Raw genomic sequence first — 16,298 nt, 5'->3', positions numbered from 1 at the left:
TTACTCCGCCTAATGGAGCGGCCGCTTTTTCACCATGCCGCCTTCCGTGTCGTCGATGCTCTGCTGAATCAGAAAGGCTTTTGGGTCGATGCGGCGTACTTCGGTGCGCAGCTGGGGCAGCTCCAGGCGCGTGACGACGGTGAAAACAATATCACGCGCCTCTTGCTGCTCGCCGCGCTTGCCGTAGCCGCGCTTGCCCTGGTAAATCGTGACGCCGCGACCTAGCTTTTCGGTAATGACCTGGCGGATTTCCTCGCTCAGCTCCGAGACAATCGTGACGCCGGTGTACTGCTCGATGCCGTTGAGCAGGAAATCCAGTGCTTTGGAAGCCGCTACGTAGGTCAGGATAGAATATAAAGCCTGCTGCACGCCCAGGAAAAACGCGGCCGCGCTGAAGATGAACACGTTGCCGATCAGGATTACGTCACTCACTTTTACCAAAGGCGTGTGCTTGCTGATGAGCAGGGCCGCTATTTCGGTGCCGTCGAGCACCGCGCCGCCGCGCATGGCCAGCCCAATGCCCGCCCCGATGAAAAGTCCGCCGAACACGGCCGTCAGCAGCAGGTCGGGGGTGATGTCAGGGAAGGGCACGAAGGCAATCGTCAGAGAAAGGCCGGCAATAGCCAATGCACTCTTGAGGGCAAAGCCGCGCCCGATCTGCTTATAACCTAGGGCGATAAACGGCAGATTAATCACCAGAATCAGCGCGGCCAGCGGCAGACCAAACACCTGCGCCAGCAGCATGGAAATGCCCGTCACGCCGCCGTCGATGAAGTGGCTTGAGAGCAGAAAAGCTTTCAGGCCCACGCCCGCGCTCAGGATGCCGAGTACCACAAGCGCGAAATCTTTGAGGTGGGTAGCGATGGATGACGGGGCGGGTAGCGTAGTAGGCATGGTGCGTAGGATGGAAAGAACAGAAGGCAAGTTAGGCAAAGCGAATTAGGCATTGTTCGGTTAGTACCGAAACTCAAGCAGTACAGACAAGCGCTTCTTTTGCCGGCTATCTTGCCCGAAGCAGACTCTGCAAAGCAGCCTTTGCTGCCGCTCCGGAGACTTTGAGTAGCTTTTCGGCCAAGTTCTTACTCTGTTCCACGTTTATGCTTCGTTTTTTCAGCTGCTTGCTCGTGCTGTGCGCTTTGTCGCTGCACACCCAAGCGCAATCTTTGTACATGCCGCGCGACATTCAACGGGCCTACCAGAAAGGAACCCGCTCGCCCGACGGTCGGCCCGGCAAGAACTACTGGCAAAACACGGCCCGCTACAACATCACGGTGCGCGCCATGCCGCCCGAGCGCGACATCCGGGGCCGCGAAACCATCACCTACTTCAATCATAGCCCCGACACGCTCAAAACGCTCACCTTCCGGCTGATTCAGAACATTCACCAGGCCGGCGCGGCCCGCGACGCCGACGCCGGTTCCGATTACCTGACTACCGGCGTGCAGATTGACTCATTTACCGTGAACGGGCAGGCGCGGCCTACCAACTGGCCCGGCCCTGCCACCGTGAAGGTGGTAACGTTACCCCGGCCTCTACTACCCCACGACTCAGTGCACATGCAGGTGAGCTGGCACTTTCCCCTCTCCAAGCAGAGCGGGCGCGAGGGCCAGATTGACCCCACCACCTACTTTCTGGCGTACTTCTATCCCCGTGTGGCCGTCTACGACGACTATGCGGGTTGGGACCGTATCCCGTTCGTGGATAGCAAGGAGTTTTACAACGACTTCAACGATTACACGCTGCGCGTGCAGGTTCCGGCCAACTACATCGTGTGGGCTACCGGCACGCTGCAAAATCCCAAGCAAGTGCTGCAACCCGCCGCCGCTAAGCGCCTGGCCAAGTCGATGACCAGCGACGAGGTGATTCATGTGGCCACCGCTGCCGACCTGACTGCCAGGAACATCACCGCCCGGCAACCCCTCAACACCTGGGTGTGGACGGCTCGCGACATCTCGGACGTGACTGTAGGACTGAGCGACCACTACGTCTGGGATGCGGCCAGCGTGATAGTAGACCCCGCCACTAAGCGCCGAGCCAGCATGCAAGCCGCCTACGCCGACGCCACCAAGGACTTCCACCAATCGGTGCAGAACGGGCAGAACGCCCTAGGTTGGTTTTCGCGCAACTGGCCGGGCGTGCCCTACCCGTTTCCGAAGATGACCGCCTTCCAAGGCTTTGCCGACATGGAATACCCGATGATGGTGAACGATAGTCCGCAGGAAGATCCGGAGTTTGCCCAGTTCGTGCAGGACCACGAAATCGCCCACACCTGGTTCCCGTTCTACATGGGCATCAACGAAAGCCGCTACCCGTTTATGGATGAGGGCTGGGCTACCACCTTTGAGCTGCTCATCGGCCGGACTGAGCGGGGCGAGCAAAAGGCTGATGCCCTATACCGGCAGTTTCGAATGGGCTGGGTTAGCAATCCGGCCGCCAACCAGGATCTGCCCACCATCACCCCAGCCGATGAGCTGAAGCGCGGCGCCGGCACCAATGCCTACGGCAAACCCTCGGTTAGCTACCTAGCCCTGAAAGACATGCTTGGCGACGCGCTGTTCAAGAAGTGTCTGCACGAGTACATGGACCGTTGGCATGGCAAGCACCCCATTCCGTGGGACTACTTCAACTCGATGAGCAGCGCCTCGGGCCAGGACCTGACGTGGTTTTTTCAAAACTGGTTTTTTACGAATTACTACATCGACTTAGCTGTGGAGAAGGTTGATCAGACGAGTAAGAATCATGCTCTAACCATCCAAAACATCGGCGGCTTCGCGGTGCCGGTGGATGTGAAAGTAGCCTATGCCGACGGCAGCAGCGAAGTGCTGCACCAAACGCCCGCCATCTGGCACGCCGACCAGCGCCACGCTACTGTGCCCTTGAACGCCGATAAAGCAGTAAAATCCATTGAGCTAGCCGGCGGAATATTCGTGGATGCCAACGAGAAAGACAATAAGTGGGCGGCGAAGTAGCGCCAACCTAGGTCTGATAAGAACGTCATGCTGAGCAGCGCGTGCAATGCTAGCTCTAATCGTTAGGGCTTACCACTGCAACGACTGCACGCGAGATTCCTCGCGCTGCTCAGAATGACGTTCTTATCAGACCTGGCTTAGTGTAAACCCTTGGCCAATAGTAAGCTATACTTCCTACACAACTAAACCATGCGACAATTCTTCACGCCGCTTATTCTATTCGCTTCTCTCAGCGTTTCGGCGCAAGCCTTCAAGCCCGACGAAATTGCCCGCTGGCAGCAGCAAGCCAAGCAAATCTCGATTGTACGTGATAATTGGGGGGTGCCGCACGTATACGGCAAAACCGACGCCGATGCGGTATTTGGCCTGCTCTACGTGCAGTGCGAAGACGATTTTGCGCGGGTAGAAGACAACTACATCACCAATATCGGGCGGCTTGCCGAAGTACAAGGCGAAGCCGGTTTGTATAATGATCTGCGGGCTAGGCTTTTCCTTGACAGCACCCAAGCTATTTCGATTTACAAGAAAAGTCCGGCCTGGATGAAGCAGCTGCTGGATGCCTTTGCTGCCGGTACCAACTACTACCTCTACACGCACCCCACCGTGAAGCCCAAGCTGCTGACGCGGTTTCAGCCCTGGATGCCGCTCATGTTCAGCGAAGGCAGCATCGGCGGCAACATCAGCGTGGTGTCGTTGGAGCGCATGAAGGCGTTTTATGGGCAGAAGCGCAAATCGACTTCTTGGATTGACAACGATTTCGAGAAGCTAGATCGGGAGCCGGTGGGCTCGAATGGGTTTGCCATTGCGCCTGCCCGTACCGCCACCGGTCACGCCATGCTGCTGATTAATCCGCACACGTCGTTCTACTTCCGCCCCGAGGTGCAGGTGACGAGCGAGCAGGGCCTGAACGCCTACGGTGCCGTGACCTGGGGACAGTTCTTTGTCTACCAAGGCTTCAACCCGAACTGCGGCTGGATGCACACCTCCAGCAACGCCGACTCGATGGACGAATACCTGGAAACCATTGAGGAGAAAAACGGCAAGCTCTACTACCGCTACGGCAAGAAGCTGCGGCCGGTGCAAGTGCAGAAAGTGAGCCTGGCCTACAAGCAAGACGGCCAAACGCTGCGAAAAGAGTTTACCACCTATCGCACGCACCACGGCCCGGTAGTTGGCCAGCAAACGGATAACAAGTGGGTGACGGTGCGCATGATGGATACGCCCTTAGAAGCCTTGGAACAGTCGTACCTGCGCACCAAAGCCACCGATTATGCGAGCTTCCGGGAAGTGATGAAGCTTAACGGCAACGCTTCCAACAACACCATATTCGCCGACAGCAAAGGCAGCATCGCCTACTGGCACGGCAACTTCATGCCCAAGCGCGACCCTAGCTTTGATTGGAGCCAGCCCGTGGATGGCAGCAACCCAAAAACCGAGTGGCAGGGCTTGCACAAAGTAGAAGAACTGGTGCAAGTGCACAACCCGGCCAGCGGCTGGATTCAGAACTGCAACTCGACGCCCTTTACCGTGTCGGGCCCGAGCAGCCCCTCGAAGCAGCAGTTTCCGCTGTACATGGCGCCCGACGCCGAAAACTACCGCGGCATCAATGCCGTGCGCGTGCTGAGCCGCAGGTCGGTGTTCACGCTGGATACCTTGATTGCGGCCGCCAAAGACCCGCACCTAGCTGCGTTTGAGGAATTGATACCCGCGTTGGTTTCCGATTTTCAGTCGGTTTCCGACGGCGCCAATCCGCCCCAGGGCGACATAGTGGAAGCCATGAAGCTGCTGCGCGACTGGAACAAGTGCTACAGCAAAACCTCGGTGGCCCAAACGCTGGCTATCTACTGGGCCGAGCGCCTTCAGCGGCTGGCCCGCGGCCGCGTGGCTGCCGATCAGAAGCTAGACTACATTGCGTTTACTGGGTTCACCATCCGCAATACTAACCCGCAGGAGAAAGTAACGGCCTTGCAAGAAACTCTGGACGAGCTGACCCACGACTTTGGCACCTGGAAAATGCCCTGGGGCGAGGTGAACCGCTTTCAGCGCCTGACCGGCAACCTCGAAGAAACCTACGACGACCAGAAACCTAGCTTACCGGTGGCTTTTACCTCATCGGCGTGGGGTTCGTTGGCGGCGTATGGCTCGAAGACGCAAGCAGGCACCAAAAAGCGCTACGGCACCGTCGGTAACAGCTTTATTGCGGTGGTTGAGTTTGGGCCGCGCATCAAAGCTAGGTCGGTGCTCACGGGTGGGGAAAGCAGCCATCCCAGCTCGCCGCACTTCACCGATCAAGCCGCTTTATACTGCGAAGAGAACTTCAAAGACGTGCTTTTCTACCCGGAAGACGTTCGGCAGCACGCCGAGAAAACGTACTATCCCGGCGAGCTGTAAGGCGGTCGTAGCGCGCCTCGTCAGAACGTCGTAGCGCGAAGCTCCCGCGTCGCGCATCGTTGAACGACCCAAACCAGATACTGCACCAACGATTATCGCTCAACGATGCGCGAAGCAGGAGCTTCGCGCTACAACGGCTCAATACCACAACCAACTCTATTCTTTCTCCTCACGCATGAAACAACTCAACAAGATTACGCTTGGGCTGCTGACGGGCCTCAGCCTAGCTCTGCCGCTCAGCGGCTTTGCCCAGAAAAAGGCCTCGCTAACCAGCAAGACCAACTCCGCCAACGCCATAGATGCCATTCGCGAAGCTGACCTGAAGCATGATTTATTCGCGCTGGCCGGCGACCATTTCCGGGGGCGGGAAGGCGGCACGCTCGATGAGCTGAAAGCCTCCGCCTGGATAGCCGAGCAGATGCGCGCCATTGGAGCGCAGCCCGCCGGCGACGACGGCACATATTTCCAGTTCTTCAATATTCAGCACCTGCGCATCACCAAGACCAGCCAGCTAAGCATTGGCAGCCACAAGCTCACGCACGGCCAAGATGCATTTGTGCTGGCACCTAGCCCCGCCACGGTGAATGCGCCGCTCGTGTTTGTGGGCACCGGCACGCCCGCCGAACTGGCCAAAGTCGACATCAAAGGCAAGGCCGTAGCCATCCTGTTTTCGGGTACGCCGCCTGCTGATCTGAGCTTTCGGCGCTACATGACCATGACCATGCGCGATAAATCGGCGGAGCTGGTAAAGGCTGGTGCTGTAGCTGTGGTCTACGTTTCGGATGCACGGGCGCAGGATTTGTTCGTGCATTGGAGCACCGGCTACGAGCGGGGCCGCTACGACTTGCCCGGCGGACCCAACACCAAAGTGCCGCAACAGGCGCCTACCGTGTGGCTGCCGGCCACCGACCTAGCGTGGGTACAGCAGGCCGGCCAGCAGTTTACGGCCAACATCAACGTGGAAAATTCCCTCTATCCTTCGGTGAACATCGTGGCGAAAGTGCCCGGCACCGACGCCAAGCTGAAAAACGAGTACGTGCTGTTCAGCACCCACCAGGACCACGACGGCGTGCGCAAGGCCATCGACGGCGACTCCATCTGGAACGGCGCCGACGACAACGCCACCGGCTCGGCCGGCACGCTCGCCATTATGCGTGCTTTCGTGAAAAAACCATCGCGCCGTTCGGCCTTGTTCGTGTATCATGGGGCGGAAGAGCGCGGGCTGATCGGTTCGCGCTACTACTCGGCCACGCCCACGGTGCCCCGCGAAGCCATTGTGGCCGTGCTCAACGCCGAGATGATCGGCCGCAACGCACCCGACAGCGCCGCCCTGCTCGGCTCGCAGCGCCCGCACCGCAACTCCGCCGACCTCGTGAACCTAGCTATGGCCGCCAACCAGGCCGGCCCGAAGTTCAAGCTTGATACGCTGTGGGATAAACCCACGCACCCGGAAGGCTGGTATTTCCGCAGCGACCACCTGCCATACGCCCGCCTAGGTATTCCGTCGATCTGCTACACGACGCTGCTGCACAAGGATTACCACACGCCCAAAGACGAGCCCGAGCGCATCAACATTGCGAAGCTGGCCAACGTAACCCGCTGGATCTACCTGACCGGCTGGACCGTCGCCAACCGCGACCAGCGCCCCACGCCGGACAAAGATTTCAAGCTGGAGCGGTAAAGGAAACGATCAGCTAGCTAAATAAAAACGAGTCAGGCTGAGCTTATTGAAGCATCTCTCCCGCTAAAGTAATCTAATTACTACTGCGGTCGAGATGCTTCAACAAGCTCAGCCTGACTCATTTTTATTTATTTCTGGCTAATTACAGCCAGACCTAGCTATTCGCAGTTCAGCGCGGCATCGAGCGAGGGGCGGCCGGCGCCTTTAATCATGAACAGGATGAGCAAGGCTAGCACACCCGTCGAAATCCACAGCTCAATATTATCCAGGCGGATGCCATTGCGCATGTTAACCAAAAACACAGCGCCGAGCAGAATAGGAACCTGCAAGAGGGCCGCTATGCGGGTCTGGTAGCCAATGGTCAGCAGCGCGCCGCCAATCAGGTGCGTAATGCCAGCGAGCATAGTCGCTTTGCTGTAGTGCGTCGATAGGAAAGGCGTGGTGCTCACCACCTGAAAAACGTCGGAAGCATACTCGGCAAACAGCATCCCTTTTATCAGCAGGAAAACGCCCAGAATGATGCGGGTGATGCCTAACCCTAGGTGCCGATGCGCAACGGGGTGGAGGGATACGGGGGTGGGGAACTGGTGGGTGGTTTCCATGGCTGAGAGGTGAGGAGACGAATGACCGTTTACATAATTGTAAGGTAACGAACCTGGTGCAGAGAACCAAGCGTGACCAAGGCGTTGTTCCGGCTATAATTTTGCGGGAGAGCAGCAACTTAAGCATGGGACTGGCTGCGCGTAGTCCGGCGGCCCGGAACCTAGGTCATCGGACCGTGTTGTGGGCAGGGTTGCAGAACTTAAATTAGGGCTATTCCGTACCTTGCGCACCTTTCAGATACAGTTGAGCTTGCCCGCGCGGCTGACTCGTTTTTAACTTGCATGAATCACCTCGTTTATATGAGCCGGGCCGTCCGGCCGCTATCTGACCAAGACTTGCAGGAGCTGCTGGCTCAGTGCCGGCGCGACAATGCCCGCGACAACGTGACCGGTATCCTGTTTTACAGTCACGGCAACATTGCGCAGCTCATCGAAGGCGAGCCGGCTGTTATTGAAGCGCTGTTTCAGAAAATTGCCCGCGATGGTCGGCACTCGCACGTGCACAAGCTGGTCGAAAAGTCGATTAAGCAGCGCAGCTTTGCCGATTGGTCCATGGCTTTTCATCCCCTGGAGTCGGAAGCATTTCACGAGCTGGCCGGCTTCTTTCTGCCGCACCAGGTACCTGCTATGCCGGGTACGCTCGCCATTGCCGACGCGATGCTCGTGGATCTGGTACGGCAGGCCGTATTCGGACCTGGTATTAGTTCGCAAGATTCGGTTACGGCATCAGTCTAACCACGCGCCCCTCTTTTCCATCCCCCATTTCTAGGCCAACCAGAGCTCCTAGCTCTAAAAAGCCTTCGTTCTGATGTCCGCCGCCTCTCTTTTCTCCCGCCCGTTTGCTATGCGCGACCAACAGCTGCAAGACATTCTGCGACACATGCCCGCCGGCATTGCTACGTTGCTAGGTCCGGAGCTGCGCTATGGGTTTGTGAATGCGCCGATGCAGGCGCTGCTGGGTGGTGAGACGCCCGAGGGGCAGCCGTTCGCCGAGCACGCCAAAGTGATACCGCATGATTTGCTGGAGGTAATGCGGCAGGTGCGTCAGTCGGGGCGCCCGTATGTGGCTAAAGGCTATTGCCTGCCTCTTGCTGGTCCTGCTGGGGATGCGCCGACACCACGCTACTATGACCTGGCCCTTGAGCCGATACAGAGCGAGAACGAGGAAGAACGCGGCTTGCTGCTGTTTGCCGTAGATGTGACGGCGCAGGAGGAAGCCCGCCAGCGGGCCCACGAGCTAGCTTTGGAAACGCGCCGCCTTGATGCGCGCCTGCGTGTGCTCACCGAAACAGCCCCGCAAATCACGTTCACCGTCGATGCCGACGGGCGGTGCGAATACGTCAGCCCACAATGGTACTACTTCACGGGGCAGCCGCCCACGGCCGACCTGAATGCCATCTGGCCGCTGCTGATTCACCCCGACGACCGGCTGCGCGTGCTCTACCAGTCGGAAGCCGCCCGCGCCGCCGGAACCGGCTGGAGCTACGAATATCGCCTGCGTCGCCACGATGGCCAGTACCGCTGGCTGCTGAGCCGGGCGCTGCCCGAACTGCACGGCACCCACGATAAACCCGACAAGCCCGCATACTGGCACGGGGCCATGACGGAAGTGCACGACCAGCGCGCGCTGGCCGACGCGCTACGCCGAGGCGAAGCCGAGCTACGCTTTCTGGCCGACAGCATTCCGCAGCTGATCTGGACTGCCACCGCCGAGGGCCTGATTGATTATTATAACCAGCACACGGCCGAGTACACTGGCCTGACGGGCGAAGAGCTAGGTCCTACGGGCTGGGTTGGGTTGCTCGATCCGGCTGAGCAGGCAGGAGCCGCCCGCCGCTGGATACATTGCGTGGCTACTGGTGAAAGCTACGAGGGTCTCTTTCGGATGCGCCGCCACGATGGGCAGTACCGCTGGCACCTCATCCGGGCGCGGCAGCTCACCGATGAGCGCGGGCCGTGCTGGTTCGGCGCCTGCACCGATGTCGACGATCAGCACCGCCTGCGCGAAGTGCTGCAAACGCAGTACGACGAGCTGGCGCGCACCAACCGCGACCTGGACACGTTCGTGTACGCCGCCTCGCACGATTTGAAGCAGCCGCTGCACAACCTGCGGGGGTTGTTTGACGAACTGCGGCGCACGGCCTCGTTCGACGACCCGGAGCAGGAAGTGATACTTGGCATGGTGGATGAAGCCCTGCAACAGCTCGACACCACGCTGCACGATTTGGCGGCCACGGTGCAGGCGCAGCGGCAGCTCACCGCTCCCACCGAGCCAATTCAGCTGGCTGGCGTGACCGAAGAAGTGCTGCTCGGCCTGCGAACCCAGATTCAGGAGGCGCAGGCCAATATCATCCTGGAATTCGAAGCGGCTCCTACGCTGGTGTACGGGCGCGCCAACCTGCGGAGCGTGCTGCACAACCTGCTCAGCAACGCGCTCAAGTTTGCGCACCCCGAGCGAGTGCCGCATATCACGGTCGCCAGCCACTTGTCGCCGGTCGGGCAGCCTGTGCTGATGGTGCAGGATAACGGCCTGGGTATGCGGCTAAAAGATGCTTCCGACCCCGCGTTTCAGCTCTTTGAGCGGCAGCACCCGCAGCTGGCGGGCGCAGGGGTGGGGCTGTATCTGTTGCAGCGCATCATCAGCAGCCGCGGCGGCCACCTGGAGGTAACGAGTACCCTCGGCGAGGGGACTGCCTTCACCGTCTATTGGTTTGAATGAGCCGGTAAGCTAGGATGTCATGTCAGGCGAATGGAAAGCTAGGTTCCGGCTTATGTTGTAGTGCCACCCGCATCAATGCCGAGGCCGGCCAACACCCGGCTTTTTACCGCCAGCGCGCCTATCAATCGGCACACGGGTAGCGGCGCTACTTTCAGCAGCGTAGGCAGTGCCACGATATTTTCCTTGTCGGCCTCCTCCGGGTGTTGCTGTAAGTCGATGATTGTCAGCTTGCAGCGTCCGGCAAGATGTTCGTCGCAGATTCCCTGAATAGTCTCAATTGCTTGGCGCGAACGGGGTCCATCACCGGCTACGAATAGCTTTAACTCCATACGCGTAATAGGCCGTTGGCCGATCATTTGCGCCCTAGGGCATTTTCTCTTGCTCGATCTTCGATAGATCTTCTACACCTACTCCGATAATTTGGCGCGCGTGACCAGAGCCTGATAAGCGGGTGAAAGCGAATTAGGCCGGTTCGTCAGCTCTGCAACCTCATCCAGCGTCAGCTCCCCATCGATGTAGCGCTGCAAATCGGCCAGCACGTAAGCCGATAGTTCGCCGCCACCTAGCTGGGCCACTGCCACGCCCCATTCGGCCTGGCGCTGCCGCTGCTGACGGGCCGCCAGCTCCTCAGCAGATAAATCCGGGGGGAAAGGGTTGAAATACTTGCTAGCCATACCAGCTTCAAACGCAGCACCGCCGGCCTGGTATCGACCTCGTAGGCATTTTTATTTTACGAGTGCACCGCGGCGCGTCGGCTTACCGCAACTCCGAGTCCTGGTGGAAAGTCAGGTGCACAATCTGGGCCAGCAGCGAGGCGCCTTGCTCATCGGTGCCGATGTGCTGGGCGAGTTGCTCGGGGTGGGCAAAGCCGGCCAGCGTATTCATCGCGCTGGTATCTACCGGCTGGAAAGCCATCGACCACTCGCCGAAGCTACGGTGGGCCAGCTCTTTATCGGCCAGCTTCATCACGCCGGTATGGCGGGCGTCCTGGCGAATGCGCTCGTACAACGGGCGCACTACGGCCTCATCGCCCTCAATCACCTGCACGAAATTTTGCTTGTGGTACAGCAGAACTCCCGTGATATCGTGGGCGGCATTGAACGAGCGCGCCTGCGTCAGCAGTTCCTGTAGGTCGGGGTCGGGCATTTGCCTAATGGCCGTACTGAGGTAAATGATGTGGTGCAGAGCCATAAGAAGAGCGGACCGCCACGGTGGCTGTCTGTTTGGAGAAAGGAGAGATAAACCAGACTTGGCGGGGCAATTTACGCAGCAGATGAAAACCGGCACTGAATTAGCCGGGCACCCAGCATAATAATCGCATCTGGCAAGGCAGCTGCCTGACCTCTACAGATTTAAAAAAACGGCTTTGTGCAATAGCGGCAAACCTAGGTTGTACTTCCGCAGTGCCTGCTGCGCCGTTGCTGTCGGCCACGACGGCGGCTCCAATTACCCATTGCATTTTTAGTAGTACCTTTAATGACCTAGGGGCCTAGTGTAACTAAAGTGCGACCTGGCCGAGCGTTGGTTGAAACTCGTTGGGCCATCCGATTGTCCTTGTTGCGCATTGCCGCAGGGATTGTTTTTGCCGTACCACCCAGGCAAGCCCTCTTTGGCAGAACACAGTGCAGTGGTCGTTCAGCTAACATCTGCGCGCTTATTTTCTTTACTATAACACGTCAACCCGGTTTTGAACCGATCTGGCTTTCATCCGGTAGTCTGTTCCGGATGAGCTTACCTTCTTTCAAGACTTCTCCATTTTATGCAAGACGCTATAACTTCTTCTGCTGCCATCCTGCCTCAGCTGCCCAAAGCCCCAACCGGCATTGAAGGGCTGGATGAGATTACAGAAGGAGGTCTGCCCAAAGGCCGCCCCACACTGGTGTGCGGCAGCGCTGGCTGCGGCAAAACCCTGATGGGCATCGAGTTTCTGGTGCGCGGAATTCTGGAGTACGATGAGCCCGGCGTGCTGATGGCCTTCGAGGAAACGGGGGAGGAGCTTGCCGCTAACGTAACCTCGCTGGGTTTTGATTTGCCCGGCTTACAGGCACAAAAAAAGCTGAAAGTCGACCATGTACACATCGACCGCTCCGAGATTGAGGAAACCGGCGAGTACGACCTGGAAGGCTTGTTCATCCGCCTAGGTTACGCCATCGACTCCATCGGGGCCAAACGGGTGGTGCTCGATACTATCGAGTCGCTTTTCTCGGGTTTCCCGAACGAGGCCGTGCTGCGCTCCGAGATTCGGCGGCTGTTTCGCTGGCTCAAAGACAAGGGCGTTACTACCATCATCACCGCCGAGCGCGGCGAAGGCTCCCTGACCCGGCAGGGCTTGGAAGAGTACGTATCGGACTGCGTGATTCTGCTCGATAATCGCGTCATCGACCAAATCACAACCCGCCGCTTGCGTATTGTGAAGTATCGCGGCAGCACCCACGGCACCAACGAATACCCGTACCTGATTACCGAAGAAGGTATTTCTGTGCTGCCGGTTACGTCGTTGAAGCTAGCTCACGAAGTATCCGATGAGGTGGTGTCCACGGGCATTCCGGCCCTGGATGAAATGTTCGGACGTAAAGGGTTTTACAAAGGCAGCAGCGTGCTGATAACGGGCACGGCGGGCACGGCCAAAACCACCCTTGCCGCTGGCTTCGCCAATGAAATCTGCCGGCACCAGCGCCGCTGCCTGTTCTTCGCCTTCGAAGAGTCGCCGCAGCAGCTGATCCGCAACATGCGCTCGGTGGGCGTCGACCTAGGTCCGTGGGTGGAGCAAGGGCTGCTCCGCATCGAAGCCTCCCGGCCCACCCTCAACGGGCTAGAAAAGCACCTGGTCACGCTGCACAAGCTCATCGGCGAGTTCCGGCCCGATGCCGTCGTCATCGACCCCATCAGCAACTTGGTGACCGTGGGCAACATTGCCGAGGTGCGCAGCATGCTCACTCGCCTGATTGATTATCTCAAAGTGAACAACATCACCGCGCTGTTCACGTCGCTGATTAACGGCCGGAATATTCAGCAGGAAATGACGGAAGAAGGTGTTTCGTCGCTGGTGGATACCTGGATCAGTGTGCGCGACTTAGAAGGCGTGGGCGAGCGAAACCGCGGCATCAGCATTCTGAAGGCTCGCGGCATGGCGCATTCCAACCAAGTGCGTGAGTTCGTCGTTACAGATCATGGCATTCAGCTGCTCGACGTTGTGATTGGCCCGAGCGGCATCGTGACGGGCGCCGGCCGCCTCACGCAGCAGATGCAGGAGCAGGCGCAGGAACTGGCTGCCCAGCAAGAAGCCGAACGCAAAGACCGGGAACTGGCGCGCAAGCGCCGCGTGCTGGAAGCTACCATCGACAACCTCCGGACGGAGTTCGAATCGGTGGAAGAAGAGCTGCGGCAAATCAATCAGGAGGAGCAGGTGCGGCTGGAAAAGCTAACGGAAGGCCGCAAGCAGATTGCCACGCCCGCCAAGAAGGAGTAGCTAGGTTTACTGACTACCCACCTGCTCAGTTTTAATTTACTAGTGCTGTCATAAAAGACTGGACTCGCCAACATTACCCCATTCATGGAAGAGGAAACCTGGGAATTACGTTTGTACGTAGCCGGTCAAACCACCAAGTCAGTGACGGCCTTAGCCAACTTGCGCAAGTATTGCGAACAATTCTTAAAAGGACGCTACCAGCTCGAAGTCGTTGATCTATTGCAACATCCGCAGCTAGCGGAGGGCGACCAGATTCTGGCCATCCCGACGCTGGTGCGCAAGGTACCGGAGCCCATCCGCAAAATTATCGGTGACCTGTCGAACCAGGAACGCGTGCTGGTCGGGCTGGATATCCGGCCACTGGAAGGTAAAGGTCCGCGGTAGAATGGAAGGGGAAGGAAGTCTGGAGCAGACGGCAGCTGAGTACGTACTTCATTTGTTTATTACCGGTGCCACGCCCAACTCCACGCGAGCTGTGCGCAACATCAAGGAAATCTGCGAGCAGCACCTGAAAGGGCGCTACGAGCTGCTGATCATTGATATCTACCAGCAGCCTGACCTAGCCCGGCAGGAGCAGATCATTGCGGCGCCGACGCTCATCAAGAAGCGGCCTGTGCCTCTGCGCCGACTGATTGGCGACTTATCGGAGCGTGAACAGGTGCTGACGGCCCTAGGTATTTTTCCTGGTGCTCTACGTGAAAATGGTCATGAGTGAAGACCCCACAAACGGGTACGGGAATTTAGCGCAGGAAAATCAGGAGCTGCGCTACCGCCTGCAAGAGGCTGAGGAGCTGATTACGGCCATCCGCACGGGTGCTGTGGATGCACTGGCGGTGCAGGGCGCCGACGGCCCGCAGATCTTCACGCTGCAAAGCGCCGACCAAGGCTACCGCACCCTCATCGAGCAGATGAACGAAGGGGCGCTGCTGCTGAGCCATGATGCCACCATCTTGTACTGCAATGCCTGCCTGGCGGGCTGGCTGAAACGCGGACTGGAGGAGGTAATCGGGGCTTCCTTTGGCAGCTTCGTGCCGGCTAGCTTTCAGGCGTATTGCGCGGAGCTGGTGGCACAAGGCTGGACGGGTAAGGGCAAAGGCGAACTGCCGCTGCAAGTGGCCGATGGTTCGCTGCTGCCCTCGTCGGTGTCAATGAATTTGCTGGCTTTCAACGACACACCCGTGCTGGCGGTGATTGTGACGGACTTATCAGCGCAGGAAAAGATCAAGGCCATTCAGGCGCTGGTAGCCGAAAAAAACGCACTGATTGCCCATAAAAACGAAGAGCTTAAGCGGCAGGAGGCCGAGTGGCTACTCATGGAGCAAGCCGCCGCCGAAACTCGCCGCATTCTGGAAGGTATTCCGCAAATAGCCTGGACAGCCGATTCGGAGGGAAGGGTGACGTACTTCAATGGCCGTTGGTTCGACTACGTTGGGCAGAAGCGTGAGTTGCCCACAATGCAGTGGCTGCATCCGCAGTACCTGCACCCCGACGACGTGACGCCCGTGAAGGCGTGCTGGGAACACTGCCTGCAAACCGGCAACGCGTTTGAGATAGAGTGCCGCTTTCGTGACCAAGCGGGTAATTACCGCTGGATGCTAGGTCGGGCGCTGCCGTCGCGCTTCGAAACCGGCGAGATTGTGCAGTGGGTTGGTACCTGCACCGATATTCACGAGCAGAAGCTAGCCCAGGAGCGTATCGATCAAGCGCAGAAACTGTTGCAGGAGAATAACGAGCAGCTAAAGCGCATCAACGCCGACCTCGATAACTTCATCTACACGGCCTCGCACGACCTGAAAGCGCCGATCAACAACATTGAGGGCTTGCTGCACGCGTTGCTGTCGGAGCTGCCCGCCGATATTGTGAGCAACGAGGAAGTGCAGCCGCTCACCGATATGATGCAGGACTCGGTCGACCGCTTCAAGCGCACTATCGAGCACCTAACGGAGGTGATTAAGCTGCAAAAAGAAAACAACCAGCCCATTACGCCGGTCAATCTGAAAACCATTATTAAGGAGATTCTGCTGGATCTGACGCCGCTGCTCCGGGAGTCGGCCGTACAGCTGGATATCGACGTGCAGACATGCCCGACGGTTAACTTCTCCGAAAAAAACCTGCGCAGCGTAGTGTATAACCTGCTCAGCAACGCCATTAAATACCGTTCGTCGGAGCGCCCACCGTATGTGCGCATCCGGTGCCGCAGCGTGGATGACTATGCCGTGCTGGATGTGCAGGACAATGGCCTAGGTCTGAACACGGTTGATAACTCTAAGTTATTCAGCATGTTTCAGCGCTTCCACGACCATGTGGAAGGCACTGGCATTGGGCTGTACATGGTGAAAAAAATCATGGAAAATGCCGGCGGCCGCATTGAAGTAACCAGCGAGCTAGGTATGGGCTCCACCTTCACGGCGTACTTCAAACAGTAACCTAGGTTGGAGCTATTGAAAAGGTAAGCTGCTGATAAACA

The 16,298-nt window shown here is 58.3% G+C and carries 14 protein-coding genes; 9 read left to right on the top strand and 5 right to left on the bottom strand.

Going from position 1 to position 16,298, the window contains the following annotated elements; translation table 11 throughout:
- Window positions 1-9: 9 nt before the first annotated feature.
- Entirely contained in the window at window positions 10-894 is an 885-nt protein-coding gene (locus IEX74_RS14105; RefSeq protein WP_188814659.1) for a YitT family protein, read from the bottom strand.
- Window positions 895-1,097: 203 nt separating this feature from the next.
- Between IEX74_RS14105 and IEX74_RS14100 the strand changes: the two genes are divergently transcribed.
- The 3 genes from IEX74_RS14100 to IEX74_RS14090 all read left to right on the top strand — a co-directional run bounded on the left by IEX74_RS14100 (window position 1,098) and on the right by IEX74_RS14090 (window position 7,041).
- A complete protein-coding gene (locus IEX74_RS14100; protein WP_188814658.1) occupies window positions 1,098-2,969 on the top strand; it encodes a M1 family metallopeptidase in 1,872 nt (623 codons plus the stop codon).
- 189 nt (window positions 2,970-3,158) lie between these two features.
- Window positions 3,159-5,360 carry a penicillin acylase family protein gene (locus IEX74_RS14095; RefSeq protein WP_188814657.1) on the top strand — a complete coding sequence of 734 codons (2,202 nt, stop codon included), beginning with the start codon at window positions 3,159-3,161 and terminating at the stop codon, window positions 5,358-5,360.
- Window positions 5,361-5,535: 175 nt separating this feature from the next.
- Window positions 5,536-7,041 (top strand): M28 family peptidase, encoded by a 1,506-nt coding sequence (locus IEX74_RS14090; protein ID WP_188814656.1) that lies wholly within the window; start codon window positions 5,536-5,538, stop codon window positions 7,039-7,041.
- 158 nt (window positions 7,042-7,199) lie between these two features.
- Here the strand turns inward: IEX74_RS14090 and IEX74_RS14085 are convergent, their stop codons facing one another.
- Window positions 7,200-7,643 carry a DoxX family protein gene (locus tag IEX74_RS14085; protein ID WP_188814655.1) on the bottom strand — a complete coding sequence of 148 codons (444 nt, stop codon included), beginning with the start codon at window positions 7,641-7,643 and terminating at the stop codon, window positions 7,200-7,202.
- A 282-nt stretch (window positions 7,644-7,925) separates the two neighbouring features.
- Here IEX74_RS14085 and IEX74_RS14080 point away from each other — a divergent pair, with 282 nt between their 5' ends.
- A complete protein-coding gene (locus IEX74_RS14080) occupies window positions 7,926-8,378 on the top strand; it encodes a BLUF domain-containing protein (protein WP_188814654.1) in 453 nt (150 codons plus the stop codon).
- 73 nt (window positions 8,379-8,451) lie between these two features.
- Window positions 8,452-10,362: a PAS domain-containing sensor histidine kinase gene (locus tag IEX74_RS14075; protein ID WP_188814653.1), complete on the top strand. Its 1,911-nt coding sequence runs from the start codon at window positions 8,452-8,454 to the stop codon at window positions 10,360-10,362.
- Between the two features lie 50 nt (window positions 10,363-10,412).
- On the opposite strand, the gene IEX74_RS14070 is transcribed toward IEX74_RS14075, so the two are convergent.
- The 3 genes from IEX74_RS14070 to IEX74_RS14060 all read right to left on the bottom strand — a co-directional run bounded on the left by IEX74_RS14070 (window position 10,413) and on the right by IEX74_RS14060 (window position 11,553).
- Complete coding sequence (locus tag IEX74_RS14070) at window positions 10,413-10,691, bottom strand: circadian clock KaiB family protein (RefSeq protein ID WP_188814652.1); 279 nt, start codon at window positions 10,689-10,691, stop codon at window positions 10,413-10,415.
- 78 nt (window positions 10,692-10,769) lie between these two features.
- Window positions 10,770-11,036 (bottom strand): antitoxin VbhA family protein, encoded by a 267-nt coding sequence (locus tag IEX74_RS14065; RefSeq protein ID WP_188814651.1) that lies wholly within the window; start codon window positions 11,034-11,036, stop codon window positions 10,770-10,772.
- Between the two features lie 82 nt (window positions 11,037-11,118).
- Complete coding sequence (locus IEX74_RS14060; protein ID WP_188814650.1) at window positions 11,119-11,553, bottom strand: BLUF domain-containing protein; 435 nt, start codon at window positions 11,551-11,553, stop codon at window positions 11,119-11,121.
- A gap of 568 nt (window positions 11,554-12,121) precedes the next feature.
- Here IEX74_RS14060 and kaiC point away from each other — a divergent pair.
- The 4 genes from kaiC (at window position 12,122) to IEX74_RS14040 (ending at window position 16,257) form a co-directional block, all read left to right on the top strand.
- Complete coding sequence (gene kaiC, locus IEX74_RS14055) at window positions 12,122-13,831, top strand: circadian clock protein KaiC (RefSeq protein WP_188814649.1); 1,710 nt, start codon at window positions 12,122-12,124, stop codon at window positions 13,829-13,831.
- 84 nt (window positions 13,832-13,915) lie between these two features.
- Window positions 13,916-14,215: a circadian clock KaiB family protein gene (locus tag IEX74_RS14050; RefSeq protein WP_188814648.1), complete on the top strand. Its 300-nt coding sequence runs from the start codon at window positions 13,916-13,918 to the stop codon at window positions 14,213-14,215.
- Window position 14,216: 1 nt separating this feature from the next.
- Window positions 14,217-14,546: a circadian clock KaiB family protein gene (locus IEX74_RS14045; protein WP_188814647.1), complete on the top strand. Its 330-nt coding sequence runs from the start codon at window positions 14,217-14,219 to the stop codon at window positions 14,544-14,546.
- On the top strand, window positions 14,539-16,257 hold the full coding sequence (locus IEX74_RS14040) for a PAS domain-containing sensor histidine kinase (protein ID WP_188814646.1): 1,719 nt from the start codon (window positions 14,539-14,541) through the stop codon (window positions 16,255-16,257). Before IEX74_RS14045 ends, IEX74_RS14040 begins: the two co-directional genes overlap by 8 nt.
- Window positions 16,258-16,298 lie beyond the last annotated feature (41 nt).

It is taken from the genome of Hymenobacter cavernae (assembly GCF_014641455.1).
Lineage (GTDB): Bacteria > Bacteroidota > Bacteroidia > Cytophagales > Hymenobacteraceae > Hymenobacter > Hymenobacter cavernae.
The sequence above is the reverse complement of the archived record's forward strand: the minus strand, read 5'-3'. Positions and strand labels throughout refer to the sequence as shown.